Annotated in this window: 16 protein-coding genes and 1 tRNA gene; 4 read left to right on the top strand and 13 right to left on the bottom strand. The window is 60.4% G+C overall.

Annotation, left to right across the window (positions count from 1 at the left end; translation table 11 throughout):
- Nucleotides 1–10: 10 nt before the first annotated feature.
- The 3 genes from AC2T9U_RS03245 to glmS form a co-directional block, all read right to left on the bottom strand.
- Complete coding sequence (locus AC2T9U_RS03245) at nucleotides 11–1672, bottom strand: NAD(P)H-hydrate dehydratase (protein ID WP_493696627.1); 1662 nt, start codon at nucleotides 1670–1672, stop codon at nucleotides 11–13.
- Between the two features lie 176 nt (nucleotides 1673–1848).
- The gene (locus AC2T9U_RS03240; RefSeq protein WP_115030988.1) at nucleotides 1849–2199 is read right to left on the bottom strand and encodes a holo-ACP synthase; all 351 of its coding nucleotides are present in this window, start codon (nucleotides 2197–2199) and stop codon (nucleotides 1849–1851) included.
- A 4-nt stretch (nucleotides 2200–2203) separates the two neighbouring features.
- Entirely contained in the window at nucleotides 2204–4057 is a 1854-nt protein-coding gene (gene glmS / locus AC2T9U_RS03235) for a glutamine--fructose-6-phosphate transaminase (isomerizing) (protein ID WP_493696626.1), read from the bottom strand.
- A 150-nt stretch (nucleotides 4058–4207) separates the two neighbouring features.
- Between glmS and coaA the strand changes: the two genes are divergently transcribed.
- Nucleotides 4208–5116: a type I pantothenate kinase gene (coaA, locus tag AC2T9U_RS03230; RefSeq protein ID WP_306746875.1), complete on the top strand. Its 909-nt coding sequence runs from the start codon at nucleotides 4208–4210 to the stop codon at nucleotides 5114–5116.
- Between the two features lie 74 nt (nucleotides 5117–5190).
- Here coaA and mptB read toward each other — a convergent pair whose 3' ends face one another.
- From mptB to mca, 4 genes are read right to left on the bottom strand one after another with little or no spacing between them, the layout of a single operon-like run.
- Nucleotides 5191–6909 (bottom strand): polyprenol phosphomannose-dependent alpha 1,6 mannosyltransferase MptB, encoded by a 1719-nt coding sequence (mptB, locus tag AC2T9U_RS03225; protein WP_493696625.1) that lies wholly within the window; start codon nucleotides 6907–6909, stop codon nucleotides 5191–5193.
- Between the two features lie 32 nt (nucleotides 6910–6941).
- Nucleotides 6942–7703: an isoprenyl transferase gene (locus AC2T9U_RS03220; protein WP_115030998.1), complete on the bottom strand. Its 762-nt coding sequence runs from the start codon at nucleotides 7701–7703 to the stop codon at nucleotides 6942–6944.
- 39 nt (nucleotides 7704–7742) lie between these two features.
- On the bottom strand, nucleotides 7743–7997 hold the full coding sequence (locus AC2T9U_RS03215) for a hypothetical protein (protein WP_115031000.1): 255 nt from the start codon (nucleotides 7995–7997) through the stop codon (nucleotides 7743–7745).
- Nucleotides 7997–8935, bottom strand: a complete 939-nt coding sequence (gene mca / locus AC2T9U_RS03210; protein ID WP_493696624.1) for a mycothiol conjugate amidase Mca — start codon at nucleotides 8933–8935, stop codon at nucleotides 7997–7999. Before mca ends, AC2T9U_RS03215 begins: the two co-directional genes overlap by 1 nt.
- A gap of 241 nt (nucleotides 8936–9176) precedes the next feature.
- Here mca and AC2T9U_RS03205 point away from each other — a divergent pair, with 241 nt between their 5' ends.
- From AC2T9U_RS03205 to msrA, 3 genes are all read left to right on the top strand, one after another.
- Nucleotides 9177–9641: a DUF4307 domain-containing protein gene (locus AC2T9U_RS03205; RefSeq protein ID WP_115031002.1), complete on the top strand. Its 465-nt coding sequence runs from the start codon at nucleotides 9177–9179 to the stop codon at nucleotides 9639–9641.
- A gap of 437 nt (nucleotides 9642–10078) precedes the next feature.
- Entirely contained in the window at nucleotides 10079–10576 is a 498-nt protein-coding gene (greA, locus tag AC2T9U_RS03200) for a transcription elongation factor GreA (RefSeq protein WP_028326615.1), read from the top strand.
- A gap of 144 nt (nucleotides 10577–10720) precedes the next feature.
- Nucleotides 10721–11449 (top strand): peptide-methionine (S)-S-oxide reductase MsrA, encoded by a 729-nt coding sequence (msrA, locus tag AC2T9U_RS03195; protein ID WP_493696623.1) that lies wholly within the window; start codon nucleotides 10721–10723, stop codon nucleotides 11447–11449.
- A 66-nt stretch (nucleotides 11450–11515) separates the two neighbouring features.
- On the opposite strand, the gene AC2T9U_RS03190 is transcribed toward msrA, so the two are convergent.
- From AC2T9U_RS03190 to AC2T9U_RS03165, 6 genes are all read right to left on the bottom strand, one after another.
- Entirely contained in the window at nucleotides 11516–12442 is a 927-nt protein-coding gene (locus AC2T9U_RS03190; protein WP_493696622.1) for a hypothetical protein, read from the bottom strand.
- A gap of 123 nt (nucleotides 12443–12565) precedes the next feature.
- A complete protein-coding gene (locus tag AC2T9U_RS03185; protein WP_493696621.1) occupies nucleotides 12566–15310 on the bottom strand; it encodes a hypothetical protein in 2745 nt (914 codons plus the stop codon).
- A gap of 313 nt (nucleotides 15311–15623) precedes the next feature.
- Nucleotides 15624–15983: a hypothetical protein gene (locus tag AC2T9U_RS03180; RefSeq protein WP_208303734.1), complete on the bottom strand. Its 360-nt coding sequence runs from the start codon at nucleotides 15981–15983 to the stop codon at nucleotides 15624–15626.
- Between the two features lies 1 nt (nucleotide 15984).
- Nucleotides 15985–16848: a Bax inhibitor-1/YccA family protein gene (locus AC2T9U_RS03175; RefSeq protein ID WP_493696620.1), complete on the bottom strand. Its 864-nt coding sequence runs from the start codon at nucleotides 16846–16848 to the stop codon at nucleotides 15985–15987.
- A 213-nt stretch (nucleotides 16849–17061) separates the two neighbouring features.
- Nucleotides 17062–17134: transfer RNA gene (locus AC2T9U_RS03170), tRNA-Leu, on the bottom strand.
- Between the two features lie 51 nt (nucleotides 17135–17185).
- Nucleotides 17186–18154 carry a Ppx/GppA phosphatase family protein gene (locus AC2T9U_RS03165; protein WP_493696619.1) on the bottom strand — a complete coding sequence of 323 codons (969 nt, stop codon included), beginning with the start codon at nucleotides 18152–18154 and terminating at the stop codon, nucleotides 17186–17188.
- Nucleotides 18155–18174 lie beyond the last annotated feature (20 nt).

Here is an 18174-nt window from a genome sequence, read left to right as displayed (position 1 = left end):
CTCTGGGGTGTTAGTTGGGGCGGCGTAGGAGGGCAGCGATGGTGGTGGGGAGGGTTTCGGCGACGTGGAGTGCGCGGATGGGGCCGCCTGGGTTGGTGTCGTGGGCGGCGACTCCGTGGACGAGGGCGGCAAGGGATCCTGCGTCGAGGGGGTTGAGGCCTGCGGCGAGGAGTGTCCCTGCGATTCCGGCGAGGACGTCGCCGGCACCGGCGGTAGCGAGCCAGGCGGGTGCGTTGGTTTGGGTGCGGATAGGCAGGTTGTCTGTGGGGGGTACGACTAGGGTTCGGTTGCCTTTGAGTAGGACGGTGGCGTGGAGGAGTTCGGCGGCGCGGCGGGCGTGGCTCACGGGAGCGTTTTCGACGTCTTCTCTGCTGGTGGGGGTGCCGGGGTCGAGACGGGTGAGGAGGCGGGCGAGTTCGCCGGCGTGGGGGGTGATGAGGGTGGGTGCTCCGGCGTGGGGTCGTGGGCCGGTGAGCAGGTCGAGCCCGCCAGCGTCGATGACGGCGGGTTCGTTGGAGTCGAGGGCTTGGCGGGCGTGAGTGAGGTGGGCGTGGCCGGTTTCGTCGTCGTCGACGGGGTGGGGGTCTAGGCCGGGGCCGATTACCCATGCTTGGACTTTTCCGGGGCCGTGTACTGCTTCGGGGATGTGGGTGCGGATGAGGTTGGTGGGGGTTGGGGGGCCGATGTAGCGGACCATTCCGGCGCCGGTGTTAACTGCGGCGGTAACGGTGAGGATTGCTGCTCCGGTGTAGTTTTCGCCTCCGGCGATGATGCCGACGACACCGCGGGAGTATTTGTCGTCGCGGGGTCCGGGGGTGGGCCACATGTGGCTTACGTCATCGAAGGTGAGGCGTTCGGCCATGGGGGTGGCGGGGCCGTCGGTGAGGAGGGCGTCGATGTGTTCTTCGTTTTCGTTGGCGAGTTCGCCGTCGGTTCCAAGTCCGAGTAGTCCGTATTCGTCGATGCCGATATCGATGATGGTGAGGAGTCCGGTGGCGTTTTCGCCAGCGAGCAGGTGGGTTCCTTTGATGAGGGAGAAGGTGACGGTTTCGTCGGCCCACACGCAGTTGTCTGTTTCGGTTTCGCCGGCTGGGTCGGTGCCGCTGGCGACGTCGACGGCGATGAGGTAGGCGTCGTCGGGGATGGCGTTGACAAGGGTCCAGGCTGCCGGTGGTGGGGTGTTTTCGTCGTGGTGGGATAGGTCGAGGCGTCCTCCGATGCCGAAGAGGCCATCGACGATGATATCGGCGGTGGCGATCATGTGGACGGCTGTTGCCAAGCCTTCGCCGGTGCTGGCGTCTAGGGGGGTTAGTCCAGCGTCGTGGATGGCTTGGAGTGCTGAGGGGTGGGCTTGACCGGTGAGGAGGACGGGCACGATGTCGGCGACGTGAGCTTGGGTTGGGTTGGTTTCTTCGAGGCGGGTGGTGTGGAGGTGGCGTAGGAAAGCTGCGGCGAAGAGGGCGTCGCCGCCGTTTCCTCCTGGCCCGGCGAGGACGATCATGCGTACGTCTTCGCCGGGGCTGATGTGTTGGGCTATTTCGTCGGTGCGGGTGGCTAGGACGTTGGCCAGCCCGTGGGCGGCTCGGTTCATGAGTTCGTCATTGGGGAGGAATTTTTTCGCGGCTTCTTCAGCTGCGCGGACTCGTTCGACGGACCATGCCTGCATCACCATGGGCATAACCCTAAAGGACGGTTTTTGGCCGTATCTAAAGCAACACCGGATCTTGGGTGTTGGCGTATCTGTTCGATGGGTAACGGTTTTCGCCGCGTGTTGGCGGGGCAGGTTTGACGAAAATAAAAGTGTGGCCCGGTCGACGGTGAGGTCTGTACCGGGCCACACAGGTGGTGTCAGGATTCGGCGATCACGAAGGCGGTAGCAATACCAGCGTCATGTGACAAAGACACGTGGAATCGGGTTACTCCCAATGCCTCGGCTCGTTGACGGACTGTGCCTGAGATTTGCAGTTCGGGTGGTTTACCGACAGCGCGTGGAGCCCACGCATCGAGCCATGACATGTCGCCGGGGGTCAGTAGTGCCTTGGCGACTGCTTCTTTCATCGCGAATCGGGCAGCTAGCGAGGCAATTGGGAGTTCTTTTTCTGCTGGGGCGAAAACACGGTCACGTAAACCGGGTGTGCGCTCCAGCGTTGCCTGTAGCCGCTCGATACCGCATACGTCTACACCGATACCGACAATCACGTCACTACTCGACGGTGACGCTCTTGGCGAGGTTGCGGGGCTGGTCTACGTCGAGACCTTTAGAGGTTGCTAGTTCGCACGCGAACACCTGCAAGGGCAGGATGGTCAGCATCGGAGATAGCAGCGGCGATGTGGCTGGTACCCGGATGATCTCGTCGGCGAATGGTGCTACCGATTCGTCACCAGCTTCGGCGATGACCAGGGTGCGGGCGCCGCGAGCACGGATCTCCTGGATGTTGGAGACCACTTTGTCGTGCAGGTTGTGCGGTGTGCTGGGGCTAGGCACCACGATGAACACCGGCTGGCCGGGCTCGATCAGCGCGATGGGGCCGTGCTTGAGTTCACCTGCAGCGAATCCTTCGGCGTGAATATAGGCGATTTCTTTGAGTTTGAGGGCACCTTCAAGAGCGATCGGGTAGCCCACGTTACGGCCAAGGAAAAGCACCGAGCGGGTGTCTGCCATGAAGCGGGCGATCTCGCGTACTCGGTCCATGTCGGCCAAGACTTCGCTGATCTTGGCGGGGATTTCTTCGAGTTCGCGCATCACCTTTTTGACTGATTCGCCGTGGCCGCGTTCCTGGGCCAGGTAAAGGCCCAGGAGGTAGCAGGCTGCGATCTGGGAGGTGAATGCTTTGGTGGAGGCGACAGCAACTTCGGGGCCAGCATGTGTGTAGAGCGCGGCATCAGATTCGCGGGGAATGGTGGCGCCGTACGTGTTACAGATGGAGACGGTGAGTGCGCCCAGTTCACGGGCGTGTTTGACCGCCATAAGGGTGTCCATTGTTTCGCCGGACTGGCTGATGGACACCACCAGGGTGTGTTCGTCAATGATGGGTTCGCTGTACCGGAATTCGTGGGCTAGTTCCACGGCGACGGGGATGCGAGTCCAGTGCTCGATTGCGTATTTGGCGGTGAGGCCGGAGTAGAAAGCGGTACCGCAAGCCACGATGACGACACGGTCCACGGCTGCGAGTTTTTCGGCAGCGACGTGCATTTCGTCCAGCGTGAGGGCGCCGTGTTCGTCGGTGCGACCGCGGAGAGTATCGGCGATGGCGCGTGGCTGCTCTTCGATTTCTTTGAGCATGTAGGAGTCGTAGCCACCTTTTTCGGCCTGGGCTGCGTCCCACGTGACTTCGAAGCGTTTACCTTCGGCGGGTTGTCCGGCGAAGTCGATGACTTCGACCTTTTCTGGGGTGATAGTGACGATCTGGTCTTGGTCAACTTCCATTGCGAGCTTTGTGTGGCCCACGAAGGCAGCGACATCAGAGCCGAGGAAGTTTTCGCCCTCACCCAGACCGATCACTAGTGGAGAGTTGCGGCGGGCTGCGACGATCACGCCAGGGACGTCAGCGTGCTCAGCCAGCAGGGTGAATGCACCTTCTAGACGGTTGACGACCTGTTGCATCGCGGCGGTGAGATCGTGGGTGTTCTCGTAGGCGCGGGCCAGGAGGTGCGCGGCGACCTCCGTGTCCGTTTCGGAGGCGAATTCGACACCTTCTTCGAGAAGTTCAGCTTTAAGGGAGTGGAAGTTCTCGATGATGCCGTTGTGGATGAGGGCGAGTTTTCCCTCTTTGCCACCCAGGTGGGGGTGGGCGTTTTCGTCGGTGGGGGCCCCGTGGGTTGCCCACCGTGTGTGCCCGATCGCCGTCGCAGAGGGAGGCAATGGGCTAGCTTCCAGTTCGGCTCGCAGGTTAGCGAGCTTTCCTGCTTTCTTCGCGGAGCTGATCACACCGTCGGTGACGAATGCCACCCCAGCCGAGTCATATCCGCGGTACTCGAGTCGGGCGAGTCCTTCCAAAACGACGTCGAGAGCTTTGCCATCGACGTCACGGCCCACATAGCCAACGATTCCACACATAGGGTCCAGCGTAGAGTGCGGGGACGCCCACTGTTCGCAGGTCCATGATGTGCCTCGTGATCACCTCGCCAGTGGTTCACCACTTTGGTGGTGAAGAATGTTCGGGTGTCAACGCAAGTACCTGGCTCCAGGCCTGTCCCTTCCCCTTTCGTGGAAATCGCACGCGAGGACTGGGCACGCCTGTCGAGTACGTATTCCCTAGGCAGCCTCACTGATGAGGATGTGCGGCGTCTTCGTGGTGTCGGTGACCGGTTGGATCTGGCTGAAGTCGAAGAGATCTACCTACCGTTGTCGCGGCTGCTCAGTTTCTACGCCGAGGGAGCTGGAAACCTTCACCGAATCATGCAGGGGTTCCTCGGCCATAAGCCGGCACGAAACCCGTTCGTGATCGGTGTGGCTGGTTCTGTTGCTGTGGGCAAGTCAACGACAGCGCGGATTCTGCGCGAATTGCTGTCACGGTGGCCGAGCACACCCAATGTCGAACTGGTCACCACCGATGGGTTTTTATACCCCAACGCGGTTCTACAAGAAAAAGGACTCATGGACCGTAAGGGGTTCCCTGAGTCATACAATCAGGCCGCTCTCGTTCAATTCCTTGACCAGGTGAAATCGGGAGTAGAGACAGTACGCGCCCCGGTTTATTCACACCTGACTTACGACATCGTGGAAGACACGCACGTAGAAGTGCACCGGCCAGATGTCCTCATCGTGGAAGGACTCAATGTCCTGGCCCCACCAACAGCAGAAACACGTGTAGTGGTATCTGACTATTTCGATTTCTCCTTGTACGTAGACGCAGAGATCCCGCATTTGAAGAGCTGGTACATCAACCGCTTCTTGCGGCTTCGCGACACAGCATTCACCGACCCTGATTCCTTCTTCCGCCGGTACGCCAACCTGTCCAACGCTGAAGCGATCGCCACAGCCGGATCGATCTGGGACAGCATCAACGAACCAAATTTACGCGAAAACGTTCTGGGCACCCGCGAGCGCGCCACCCTCATCCTCACCAAAGGCGCTGACCACAAGGTAGAGCGGGTCCGGCTGCGCAAACTTTAGGTGCCTGCACAAGCTGCAGTCACAGTGGTTTCGGGTGCGCTAGCGCTGCTGCGAGCGCGTGTCCGCGGTGGTGGTTACCCGACTTTTTGGTTTTGCTCGGTGCGAGCGTGACGGTGTTGACCGGCTAGGCGGGCACGAAGGTTAGCGGGCAGGGGAAGGACACCGCGGGCGCGCATGCGCAGCACGAGTGCGGCAACGAGGGTGACCGCGATGGTGATGGACCCGTTGCCCAGGGCTGAGTCGAAAGCGGCGTACACGCCTAGGACGGCGATCACCCACATCGCGACGGTGTAGGTGCGCTCGCTGAACGGCACCAGGCCGAGCAGCACGAACACGGGGATCATGTACCAGGCGTGGACGACCGAGCCGCAGGCAACGAAGATGACGAATGCGGTGACGACGGACAAGGTTGGGCGCCGAGGGGCCAGCCACAGCGTGGTCCAGATCAGCCCGATCGCCATGATGGCCATGCCGCAGGCGCGTGCGGTGTCTAGTGGTATTTGGGCTGTTTCTGCCGAACTTCCCAGGCCGAGCATGATGATCTGCCCGACGCTGCCAACGACGGTCGAAGGCGACAGGATTGATCGGGCCATAAGTGGCACTGACAGGCTTTCGACCCATCCCCATCCCAGGCCACACACGAAAGTGATGAGGGCAAACAAACCAATCGAAGCAGTGCCCACAGCGGCGGCAACTCGAATGTATTCGACCATGCCTGGTGCACCTGGGTCATGGGGGGCGCCACGCACTGGGCCGGTAGGTTCGTGGCGGTCTGCTTCGATGGCGGTGCGTTCCTCGCAGCTGGGTGTTCCGCCAGAGATTTCGTGAATACGTCGTGCCACTACTGCCCGACGGGCCAGGTATCCAGCCAACGCGACCATGGCCAGCAAAGCTGTCTGTTTATATCCGGCGGCCGCAGCGATCGTCAATGAGGAGATCCAGAACCGCCCATCAAATGCCAGCAGCATCGCGGCCACGATCAACGCGATCGCCATCGCGTCATTGTGGGCGCCTCCCACCAGGTGAATAAGGATGAGCGGGTTGGCGATGCCAATCCATCTGGCTGGCTCAACCGAGACTCCTACTCGCTCGGTCATACGCGGCAGCAGCGACGCGATCAACGCCATTGACATGAACGCGGGAACACGCATCGCGACCGCAGCGAAGTAGGCGTTGTCAAAAGAGAGCTCTACAACGAGTTGTTGGGTGCGTAGTGCTAGCGGACCGTAGGGCGCTGAGGTGAACAGCCACATCGGATCAACCTGGTCAGCAAACGGCCCAGGAACAGAGATGGGGCCGGTGCTGTACGGATCCATCCCTCGTGAGACCAATAACCCTTGCGCCGCATACGAATACGCATCCCTACTGAATAGCGGCGGCGCCACCAGCATCGGCAAAGACCACAGCCACCAGGTAGCTCGCGGCACCCCACCACGCACACCGTGACGTCCTGGACGCATCGCCACCCACGCCAACAGCAGTGAAGCCATCCCCAGCAGGACAGCTGCGGCAGCGACCGCGCGGCCCACACCGGTCTGCAACAGCCCCAAACCGATGAAGTACGGCAACTCAGAATCTGGTGGCAGTGACGCTGGTGTGAACGATCCCACCACGATAAGAACCGAGCCGAAAAGCCCCAGCCACACAGCGGGTACCGCGAATGCAGCCCGCGCATCGCTGACGAGGGCGCGCATGCTGCCACGCACACGCGTGCTCATTCCTCGGCGGGGCTGCTGTGTCTGCCCGTGGGCTTGAGTGGTTTGGCCCTGGCTCAACGGTTCATTCTTGGTCACCTGCAGATTCCCCCCACGTTCTGGCCGGGACGTTACGCCCCGAACCGGCGCTCGCGTTCGGCGTAGGAACGCAGTGCGCGCAGAAAATCGACTCGCCGGAAGTCGGGCCAGTACGCCTCACAGAAATAGAACTCGCTGTGGGTGCTCTGCCAGAGCAGGAACCCGCTGACTCGTTGTTCGCCAGAGGTGCGAATAACGAGGTCTGGGTCGGGTTGGCCTGTGGTGTACAGGTGGTCGGCAATGTCTTCGGCCGAGACTGTTTGGGCGACGTCGTCGATCGTTCGTCCTTGTTCTGCTGCCTCTTTGAGCAGCGAACGAACTGCATCGGAGATTTCACGTTTACCGCCGTAGCCAACAGCAACGTTGACGAACATGCCCTCCACGTTGTCGGTGCGAGAAGCTGCGGTGGATAAGCGTTCCACGGTGGCTGGTGGCAGTACGTCTTTAGCACCAACGATTTTGATGCGCCACCGCCCTGAATCAGCCAGCGTGTCTACGGCGTCTTCAATGATCCCCAGCAGTGGTTCCAGCTCTTCTGGGGAGCGATTCAGGTTGTCTGTGGATAGCAGCCATAAAGTCACGATCTCCACGCCAGCTTCTTCGCTCCATTGCAAGAACGGCGCGATGTTTTCAGCTCCGGCGCGGTGCCCGATGAAAGCTTCGGCGCCTTTAGCGCGGGCCCAGCGGCGATTACCGTCGAGCATGACTCCCACGTGCCTGGGCACCGTGGCGTTAGCTAGTTCACGCAACAGTCGTTTCTCGTACAAGCCGTACAGGAATGACGACAATCCCATCTCAACCTCGTGACTCTCGAGGACACTTTGTTGACGGTCTCACTGGGATCGCCCGTCCTTGCTCGGCTGGCTCTGCTCGGCAGCCGCATCTGAACCGTTTCCGTCCGTGTCCGCAAATGTCTTCGTCGTGACAGTGATAGCAGATTGCTGGGTGTCCTCTTCAAAGACCGCGTGATCAGCGTTGCGTAGATGCTTCAGCATGCTCCGCATCAAAACCCACAAAGCAACAGACATCAGGAACAGCGCAAAGAACCCGCCCAGACCGGCGGAGATGGATTGATTGGCGCCCTGCATCAGCGCTCCTTCACATCGTCGATGAGAGGAGCCGACGGGCGGCGCGAGGAGTCAGAGCCCATCGCGTCAGCCTGCGCCGGTTCCGGAAGCCCAGCGAATACATCGTCCTCAACCTCCGGAAGCACCGTGGTGTGAACGTATGAGATCGCCATTTCGAAATCTTCCCACGGCCACACCTCCCGCTCGATCTCTTGCGGTATCCCGAACCAAAAACCGTCAGGGTCGACCTGGGTGGCATGGGCTCGGAGGGCTTCATCACGTGCATCGAACCAGTCAGCAACGGGCACCCGAGTAGTGACGGCGCGGAACGCATCATCACCACGAGCAGCTCGTTTTTCTATCCATTCCTCGAACGGTGACTGACCTGTGTGTTCTTTCATCGCCGTGTGCAGGGCCTGCAACCGATCCATGCTCAGGGTTTGGTTGTAGTACAGCTTCAGCGGCTGCCATGGCGGCCCTGCCTGCGGGAACTGCTCTGGATCCCCTGCGGCACGGAACGCAGCCACTGACACATCGTGAGTACGCACGTGGTCCGGATGCGGGTAGCCACCGTTTTCGTCATAGGTGGTCACCACGTGCGGGCGATGCTGCCGAATCAACCGCACCAGCGCCTCCACGCACACCTGCATAGGCATGGTGGCAAAGCAGCCTTTAGGCAGCGGAGGCAGCGGGTCACCTTCAGGAAGACCTGAGTCAATAAACCCAAGCCAGGCATGATCCACCCCTAATGCTTCTTGTGCTTTTGCCATCTCGGTGCGCCGCAACCCCACCAGGTCACGTTCCACCTCGGGGTCGCCTTGTAGTCGAGGGTTAAGCACTGACCCTCTCTCACCACCAGTACATGAAACAACCAGCACGTTCGCGCCCTCATGGGCATACATGGCCGTAGCTGCGGCGCCTTTACTCGACTCGTCGTCGGGGTGAGCGTGTACCGCCATCAGCCGATAGCCGTGCCGGTCGCCCGTCGATCCTGTTCTAGCGTTCGATCCCATCCGATTGCCCGCCTGCCTTACGTACTTGGTCATGTTCCCACCCGTGGCAGCGTGAACACCCACGCCACCTGGCCACACATGCATTGCCGCACCGTGATAGTGCCCAACGTCACACGAACCATCATTATCCGCCACTTGGCATGCGTTCACCCGCAGCCCGCCGGGGCCAGGGGACTAGGCTGGGCTTGTGGTAGAACAACCCGACTCCTCCCTGGCAGCACACACACGTGAGGTCAACGACGCCGCCGAGGCAGAAGCCGAACGTGGCCGCTCCGTCGGCCAGTACTGGAAGTCGATCTCCCCTATCCGACGGAAAGTGGTAGCTGGGGCGGCAGCTGCTGTTGTTGTGGGATCTGCTGTCGCGACATGGTTTGGGTTAGCAGCCTCTACCGACTGGCCACTACAGCGCGACTTGGCCTATGACGTTCACGACGCCAGTTCTGTCACCGTCCGTTTCGAAGTCACAAAGCCACCAGAAATGACCGCGGTATGTGAAGTTGTGGCCCAAGAAGTCGGTAAGGCCGTAGTCGGGCGCGAAAACGTCACCATCCCCGCAGCTGAAGAACGCACCACGCAACACCAAACCACCGTCCGTACCACCACTACCGCGGTCATCGGTTTGGTTAAAACATGTCGGCCAGTCGACCGGTAACTACGCCCCTTTTCCCACACGTGAACTGGACAAAATATCTCGATTCCGAAACAGTACTCGTCTATACTTGCTGTCTCGACGCCCACCGAGGGTGTCTCGGGCCGCACGACGAAGCCGACTCAGCACTGCAGTAACAGGCATCACCCAACCGGCCCTATGCCCTTCCGAACCTGGCGCCTCCCGACGCGTCCGGGCGTACGCGCCGGTCGATATCGACGCCACGGATGACAGGCCCCGCCTCACACCGGGGACGGCATCACAGACCACTCTCGGAAGGGCTTTTTCGCACACGAAGGTCCCGCACCGCGCAGCCACGGCACTGCCGAAAAAGCCTGGGCGGGCCCTGACCCAGAACGTCCACCAATGCACACCGATCGCACAGCGATCGACGACCACAGCGGCACCGGCCCCGCCGGTACCGCGCACGAGGAGTATTCGTGTCCGACATCAACCAGTCTTCGTCTCCGTTCCTCACACAGGACGCCTACGACCGTCTCCAGGCGGAGCTGGAAGAGCTCTCCACGACAGGCCGTTCCGAAATCTCCAAGCGGATCGAAGCCGCCCGCGACGAAGGCGACCTGAAAGAAAACGGCGGCTACCACGCGGCTAAAGAAGAACAGGGCAAGATGGAAGCCCGCATCCGCCAGCTCACCTCCCTTCTCGAAAACGCCACGGTCGGGGCTCCCCCAGCCGACGACGGCATCGTCGAACCAGGCATGATCGTTGTCGTTGACATGTTTGGCGACGAGGTGGAGTTCCTCCTAGGCAACCGCGAAATCGCAGACTCAGCCCTGGAATACGACGTCTACTCCGACCGCTCCCCCCTCGGAGCAGCCATCATCGGCAAGAAGGTCGGCGATGAGGCCTCCTACACCGCCCCCAACGGCAAAGAAATTTCCGTCAAAATCCTCAAAGCCACCCCATTCACTGGCTGAACCAAGTACCCCCAGTGAGGGGCTGTCCCGGCGCCCATCAAGGCCGCCGAGACAGCCCTTCACTCTTTCCCACCCAAAAACATTCAGTGACAACAACCCTGGGCACCTCTTTTACCTGCCGCACCTACATGGCAGACTCCCTGCATGTTCGAGTCTTTCTTCGCCCGTCCAGTGACTGTCGTCTCTGCTGAACACGCCCTACCCGGACGCACCAGCCCACTGCCTGACATCCCCGAACACAACGTAGTTACCGGCACCTCAATGCACGCGTTCCCCGCCGGAACCGAAGTGATCTACCTAGCAATGGGGTGTTTCTGGGGCGTAGAACGAATTTTCTGGAAACTCCCCGGAGTCATCACCACAGCTGTCGGGTACGCCGGAGGCTACACACCCAACCCCACCTACGAAGAAACCTGCACTGGGCGCACCGGCCATACAGAAACAGTCCTCGTGGCCTACGACCCCACAGCTACAACACCGATAGAACTCCTCACGGTGTTCTGGGAAAACCACAACCCCACCACTGCCAACCGGCAAGGTAACGACGTCGGAACCCAATACCGATCCGCTGTCTACTGGACCACCGAAGAACAACGCAACGCCGCCCTACGCACCCGCGCAGCCTTCCAGCACGAGCTAGACCGCGCAGACGCCGGCCTAGCCACCACCGAAATCCGCCCCTTTGCTTCCACTAACAACGACAACACCCCCGCACCTATCGACGACCCTCACGACTACCCAGACACCGGTTTCGATGGCCCAGCAGGCCCCTTCTACTACGCCGAGGAATACCACCAGCAGTACCTGCACAAAAACCCTGCGGGCTACTGCAACCACGGCCCTAACGGATTCACCTGCCGCGTCGAAGACTAAACCCCACCAACACCCGTGAGGGGGCAGCCAAGCTATTGGCCTACCCCCTCACCCAACACACAGCCTTCAGCGAGAAACCGGCAGCGCCTCGTGCGCTACCCCCCAGTCCTTCACCGCTTGCGCTTCAGCAGCCCAATCCCGGCAGCCAGGCACCTCCCCCACCTCCAAATGCGCCGCCCGATCTGGAACCACCGCAAACAAATAATGCGGAGTCTGCTGCTTACGGGCACGCGCATTCATCAAAAACCGGAACGGAAGCAACACCGCCGCACGCAACACCCCACGGATCCCCGGCACAAAATCCTTCCCCAACCCGAACACGAACTCCCGCCCGTGGTACGGCACCACACCCTGACTGATCAGACACAACTCGTGGTCCAAAAAACGGTTCCGGAACGGCCGCATCGCCAGCTCGTGAATATCCCGATCAGCACGCAACACCCCCACCCGCGCCGCAAACGTGCTGGTAGTTGACATCACGTTCACCCACAAGTCCTCCCCCACCTGCTCATCCGGCTGAGCCCTCCACGCACGCGGCATCGCATACCGAGCCCGCGCAGCCGCATCCGTTGCCACCGGCGGACGCTTACCCGTCAACGCAAACGACGACACCTTCGGCAACTCCTCTGCCGCTCGCGCCAACACCACAAACGCATCCTGCGTCAACAGGTAGTCATCCTCAATAAAAGCGATCACATCCCCATCGGACAACGCCAACCGGTCCGGCAAATCCAAAGCAAACCGGTAACTGCCCAACAACCCCACCGGACCACCGTCAGTGAACATCACCCGCCCATGGCGTTCCATCACCGCTAACCGCGGCTGAGGAATAGGCCCATCATTAGCGAACACGACCTCAACATCCACACCCGCGTCCCGCGCGAACGACGCCGCCCGCACAAACGAAGCAACCACCACATCCTTACTGAAATAGCTCGGACGCTCCTTATCGTTCTCGCCGCCATATGACCGCAGAACCAGGCATAACCTCATCGAAAGCTCCCTTACACACACGCCCTCGTCCATCCGATAAGCGCCAATCACCGGAAGGCTACGTCCTGTGCCTGCGCTCAAGCTCGACACATACTCTTACCCAGGCCTGACTTCAGTCAGAATTCAGTCAACAAACCCCTGCAACCACGCAGACTCATTCGTCAACCGATCGAGCAACCCAGTCAAAGCAACCGACAACCGGTTCTCCCCCGCCTCACGACCATCACGATCCCAATGCGCCGAAGCCGTAGCCGCCTGAGCTTGCCTAGCCAACGCTGTTTCTCCGGCCAACCTCACCGCAAACAGCCCAACTCGCCCATCCAACGACTCCCTACCAGCCGCAGCGATCTCGGCAGCGGCGGTACGCACCGCAGCCCGAGTGCCAGCCGGGTCCTCCTCCAAAGCCTGCACAAACGCAGCCCTATCCAACGCGACACGTCGCCGCGCTACCCCCACCACATCACGGCCTTGAATATCTGCCTCATCAAAAGCGACCACGCCGCTAGGTGGTACAGAAACCCCCGGGATAGCAGCAAGGCCAGCCGAAATCGCCTGAACAAGCTCACTGACCTTCGGGTTATCAGCGAAAGCAGACAGCGATTTGGCCGCCGAGTCGCTCGAGGCAGTACTACGTCCCAGCACTGCCTCTACCTCTGCCTCAGGAACAGCAGAAGTACCTACTGCCACAGCAGCTGCACCCACCGCCTCCGGCTGTACAGGAACCACGCTGAAGAACCCTACCGGTGGATCTGCCCCATACGCCGCCGCCAATTTCCCTGCCTGCCGGGCCTGCATCCGAACGGCATCAATAACAGATGCCTCCCCCATCGGCGCTAGCTCCTCCTGCACAGGGGCCTGTCCAACAACAGGTTGAGGCACCTCTACATCTGGCGTAATCGCCACACCCGCCGTGCCATACATCCCCGCCTGCACCACCCCATCAACCTTGCTGACAAGATGCTCCATCGCATCAGCAGCGGCCTCCAAGTCAGGAGAAAGGAGCAGCGTGACCCGTTCACCAGCTGCAGTTCGACTCAAGCTCATGGTGAGCCCCGGCACCGGCCCCTGCACCGTTGAAGTATTCGACACCGCGCTCCACGCAAGCCCCGGCGTATTCGACATCACCAAGGTTTCTGTGCGCGGGGCAAACCAGTCGAGCCCTCCCAAGGCCTCACTACCTGGACCAGCACCAGCCGACAATGAGACGCGCGGCATCCCCGCCGCCGACTCGACCACCAAATGCACGTATCCATCCGCGACAGTGCGAGCCGAGGTCTCCACCGGCAGTCCGACAGCATCAGCTAGACCGTTCATCACCCCAGCCAGATTCTCAATAGTCACCGGTGGTGGAACCGTTGCTGAAACCTGACCTGAATTCTGCGCACCAGTGGCATCACCTTGCCCACCAGGCATGGTCATACCAACCGTCAACGGTTGCCCACCAGAAAGATCAAACGACGCGGGCACTCCCATGCGGCTAATCGCCACCTCCCCCCGCGCAACCTCAATAACGTTGAGCTCCAGCGACAACGGCGTGGTCAAAATGTCAAGGTCAGGCCATGTTGAAGAAATTCCGCCCTCGGCAACTGGACCAGTAGGCCCTGAAGAGCCTTCCGGCACCGGCTCAGCAGGCCACGGCGTGTTCACCCGCACCAACGCCGGATCTGATGAGGCCACATGCACCGGAATGAACGGGGCAGTAGCCAACGAAGCTGCTGAATCTGTTGCCGCCTGCACCTGGCTCTGCAAAGCCTGCAAATCACTCACCCCGGTCTGCGACGCCTCAGCAATAAGCTGCGCTGGACCAGTCACCCCCGAAGCTGATGCTGTAGCCATGACCGCTGCATAGAACGATGCCGGCGGCCCAGCAGTAATCGCTGTTACTGCTGTGGCGACTTCATGCTGCAGAGCCATCTCTCGAGCGTTCTGCTTCACAGATGCCGCGACATGTTCGAGGAGGTCAGCTGCCGTCGGGATCGATGTGCTGGCCGATACATCAAGGTCAGACAATTCCTGGGGCAGTGCCGGAATAGCTGTATCTCCCAGGTACGCCTCAGCACGCGCAACCGTAGCGATCGCGGTAATCGTGCGCGTCACCTCAGGCAAAGTTTTCGAAACTGCTTCTAGGTGCCCAGCAACCGTCCCACCGATATGGGCCTGCCGCCCGGAAGGCCAGACAATTTTCGGCACAGGCTGGGGTGATTCTTCGCCTGCATCAGTCTGTTCCGAAGCTTCACCAGGAACAAGAGCCAGGGCAGAGCTTCTGTTACGTTCCACAACGCTGTGCCCATCCAGCTCCACGTAAACGGTGCCATCTGGCTGAATTCGACCAATCGCCCCTGTTGTTCGTGTCAGCGTGGTCATCGAATCAAGTGTTTCTTGGGTGGGGTCAACGCCTGGGCGTGCTGTGGCGTTGGCTGCTGCGATAGTGCGGGCTGCCAAATTCGCTAAATCGATATCCGACACAGCAGCGTCAACTTCTAAAGCACGAGAAGCAGCCAATCCCGTTCGAATGGCATCAAGGCGTTCCATGAGGACTGCACGTTCAGCCCTCTGGGCCTGGTCGTTCAAGAGTGCGCGCCGACGAGTGCTGCTTTCCTCATTTCGGCTCCGGGCCGCTACGGCGTCAGCATTTTCTGTTTCCTGCGCTGCCGCAGAGTTGCCCGTCTCATCGATCACCGAGGCGACGCCTTCATAGGTCGCCCGATTAACAGCGGCGCGAGCCTGCGCGGCGCGGGCAGCAGCGGTGCGTTCATCATCAGGGCCGCTACGTGTGGAGTCGGGGACACGATCAGCGCGATCAGCAGCGTGTCGGCGCTCGTCTCGACGCGCCGCAACTGAAGGCATCTTCTCGATTGCTTCAGCCACCGATGCTCCCTGCATATTGCGAACCCGGGCGCGAGCGAGATCGATATCAGAAGCACTTGGCCCCTCGCCCATACGACGTGGGTATCCACCGAGATAGGTGTCCGCTGAAGGCGGGAGGGCTGCTGAAGTCGTCATCGCACTCATCCATGAGTTGTCGTGGCCGGGATCAGATTCAGACGCGAAGCGACGAACTTATCCCCTCTACAGCTTCCTCATCGACCAAGGTAGGGCGTGCTGTAGCTGATCTACCGATTAGCTACAGCACGCCCTACCTTGGTAAGCACAGTTGGCGTGGACAAGATTCAGTAAGAGCTCACTGCCCCAGCGGCAGCATGTTGCTCGGTAATCCACTACGCAGCTCGCTCAATTGAGCGCATATCTGACTGGCTGCTTGATCGCGTGCATCTTTGTCAGTGTGAGCTGCGCATTGGTCATAAATCACCGCGGTGAGCACCTGCATCACTGCTGCCGGAGTAGCTGCGCAAGACTCTTCTAGCGCTGGCACTGTGTCACGGTGTGTTGGGTCGCTGGCAGCCACGCTCGTCGCCAACTCCCACACATCCTGCACACAGGCGAGCGCCTGATCGTAAGGCAAGGATGCCCAGCGTGTGATCAGGCGCTCGAGTTCACCGCGCACGGACTCCGGAACGGGGTCGTGGGGTGGATGGTTCATGTCAGTCGCGGCCTTGTAGCTGAGCGATCAGGCGCAGCAGTTCGAGGTAGAGCCAGATCACCGTGACCATGAGGCCGTGTGCCAAGAGCCAGGAGTACTTCTGCGGCACCTGGGCTGCGACGGCGCGGTCGATGGAGTCGAAATCCATGGCCAGCGAGTACGCAGCCAGCCCCACGGCGATCAGAGAAACCCCGATCGCGATTGGGGAGCCGAAGGTGAGTAGGCCTGCACCTCCGTTAGCTTTGAATGCCCAGGCTGCGATGAGGTTGATGACCCCGAAGATCATGTAGCCGAGAATGGCCATGCCGAAGATGCGGCGGGTGCGGTCAGTGACCTTCACAAAACCGGTTTTCCAGCCGATGAACATCGCTGCGAATACGGCCAGAGTGGCGACGATCGCGGTCGAGACGACCCCGCTATAGGCGAAAGCGAAGGTGCGAGTGACGACACCGACGAGAAGCCCTTCAAAGGCTGCGTAGGCGATGATGAGCGGGACGCTGACGTTCTGCTTCATCGCGATGATGATGCCTAGAACGAGAGTGACCACGATAGAACCAAGCATCGCGACGCCGCTGAGCTTGACTGGCAGCAGGAAGAACGCCGCTGCGCCGACCGACAGCAGAATGCCGAACAGCAGCAACGACTTCATCACTACGTCGTCAACGGTGAGTTTGTGGCTGGCGGCCGGGGATGCCGCGGGCGTGTCGTACAACGTCTGAAGATCATCAGGCGTCATTTGCCCGTACTGTGGCTGGCTGCCGAATTGTCCGAACGAGCTCGGGGATGCGGGTCCGCGGTTACCGAAGCCGGCGTACCCGCCTCGGCTCACATCCTTGTCGATGCGGTCGAAGATCGGGTTACTCATGTAAAGGGTCCCTTCGTATGAGGTGCGTGGGTGAGGGGCGCAAGGACTGCTCCGGTCTTGTCTGTGATGCGCCGGGCAACTCCTTGTGTTGTGTCAACGTCTTTATTGGATGTTGTGTTCCCTGACATAAGCAGCGAATGAACGAGGTTTTGTGCGTATGTCTTTGGGTGCGGAACGAGGCTCTTCCGGTAGTGGAAGAGCCTCGCGACGATGTACCCCCGGCGGGACTCGAACCCGCACTGAAGCCATTTTAAGTGGCCTGCCTCTGCCGTTGGGCTACGGGGGCGTTTGCGTGTCCTCAGATGACCTTAACTGGAGTTGGCGCTTCCGTCTCGTGTCATCGCAGAAGACTGGCAGCGATTCCGTCAAGAATGTCGTGTTCGCTGGTGATCACGTGGCTGATCCCGGACCGCTCACTGATTCGTTCCACGATGCGGGACCACACAAGTGCACCAGCGACGATGACATCGACACGGCCAGGGTGCATGAATGGCATCGTAGCGCGCTCTTCCCGGGTAGCGGTGATGAGGGCATGGCAAGAAGCCAGGGTTTGTTCGACGCTCAGACTGTGCAAGTGGATAGCTTCGGAATCGTATTTTGTTAGCCCAAGAGCATGAGCTGTGACGGTGGTGATGGTGCCAGCCAGCCCAATAACAGAGCCAATACCTTCGAGCCCTACCTCATCGTCGACTGTGTCCAGCAGCGCATCGACATCTTTCGTCGCAGCAGCTATCTCTTCGGATGTTGTTGTGACAGAACGGAAATTACGTTCGGTCATGCGGACACAGCCCATGTTGACGCTGGTCTGCTTCACGGCGCGGGTGGCATTTTCACCCTCGCCACCGCGAACAAATTCCGTTGATCCCCCACCCAGATCCACCACGAGGAAAGGTGCTCGCGCTCCAGTCGCTGCCACTTCACCGGTAGACCCGAGGAAAGAAAGAGCGGCTTCTTCAGTGCCGCTAAGCACCTCAGGAGTGACATTTCGTTCGCCGAAAGCTTCATGGACCCCGGCAACAAATTCAGCGGCATTGCTAGCATCCCGGGTAGCTGAAGTCGCCACAAAACGGATTGCCTCAACCCCGAGAACCTCACACTGCCGGGCATACTCATGCACCATCGTCAAGGTTCGCTGCATTGCCTCAGGCGCAATCATTCCTGTGGCATCCACGCCATGCCCTAGGCGCACCACTTCCATCCGGCGCACCACGTCAGTCATGTTGACGCTGTCGTCTTCACCGATGCTGCCATCAGCGATCAGCAGACGGATTGAGTTAGTTCCGCAGTCGATTCCCGCAACACGCATGGCTTCCTCCTCGGAGCTTG

This window comes from Dermatophilus sp. B7861-1 (genome assembly GCF_058996045.1).
The sequence above is the reverse complement of the archived record's forward strand: the minus strand, read 5'-3'. Positions and strand labels throughout refer to the sequence as shown.

Bases quoted from the DNA above. Each gene is read 5' to 3' on its own strand.
- AC2T9U_RS03175 (WP_493696620.1), bottom strand. From the start codon at position 16,848: ATGAGTAACCCGATCTTCGACCGCATCGACAAGGATGTGAGCCGAGGC.
- AC2T9U_RS03215 (WP_115031000.1), bottom strand. From the start codon at position 7,997: ATGCAGGGCGCCAATCAATCCATCTCCGCCGGTCTGGGCGGGTTCTTT.
- AC2T9U_RS03165 (WP_493696619.1), bottom strand. From the start codon at position 18,154: ATGCGTGTTGCGGGAATCGACTGCGGAACTAACTCAATCCGTCTGCTG.
- AC2T9U_RS03180 (WP_208303734.1), bottom strand. From the start codon at position 15,983: ATGAACCATCCACCCCACGACCCCGTTCCGGAGTCCGTGCGCGGTGAA.
- msrA (WP_493696623.1), top strand. From the start codon at position 10,721: ATGTTCGAGTCTTTCTTCGCCCGTCCAGTGACTGTCGTCTCTGCTGAA.
- glmS (WP_493696626.1), bottom strand. From the start codon at position 4,057: ATGTGTGGAATCGTTGGCTATGTGGGCCGTGACGTCGATGGCAAAGCT.
- AC2T9U_RS03220 (WP_115030998.1), bottom strand. From the start codon at position 7,703: ATGGGATTGTCGTCATTCCTGTACGGCTTGTACGAGAAACGACTGTTG.
- mca (WP_493696624.1), bottom strand. From the start codon at position 8,935: ATGGCGGTACACGCTCACCCCGACGACGAGTCGAGTAAAGGCGCCGCA.
- AC2T9U_RS03190 (WP_493696622.1), bottom strand. From the start codon at position 12,442: ATGAGGTTATGCCTGGTTCTGCGGTCATATGGCGGCGAGAACGATAAG.
- AC2T9U_RS03245 (WP_493696627.1), bottom strand. From the start codon at position 1,672: ATGGTGATGCAGGCATGGTCCGTCGAACGAGTCCGCGCAGCTGAAGAA.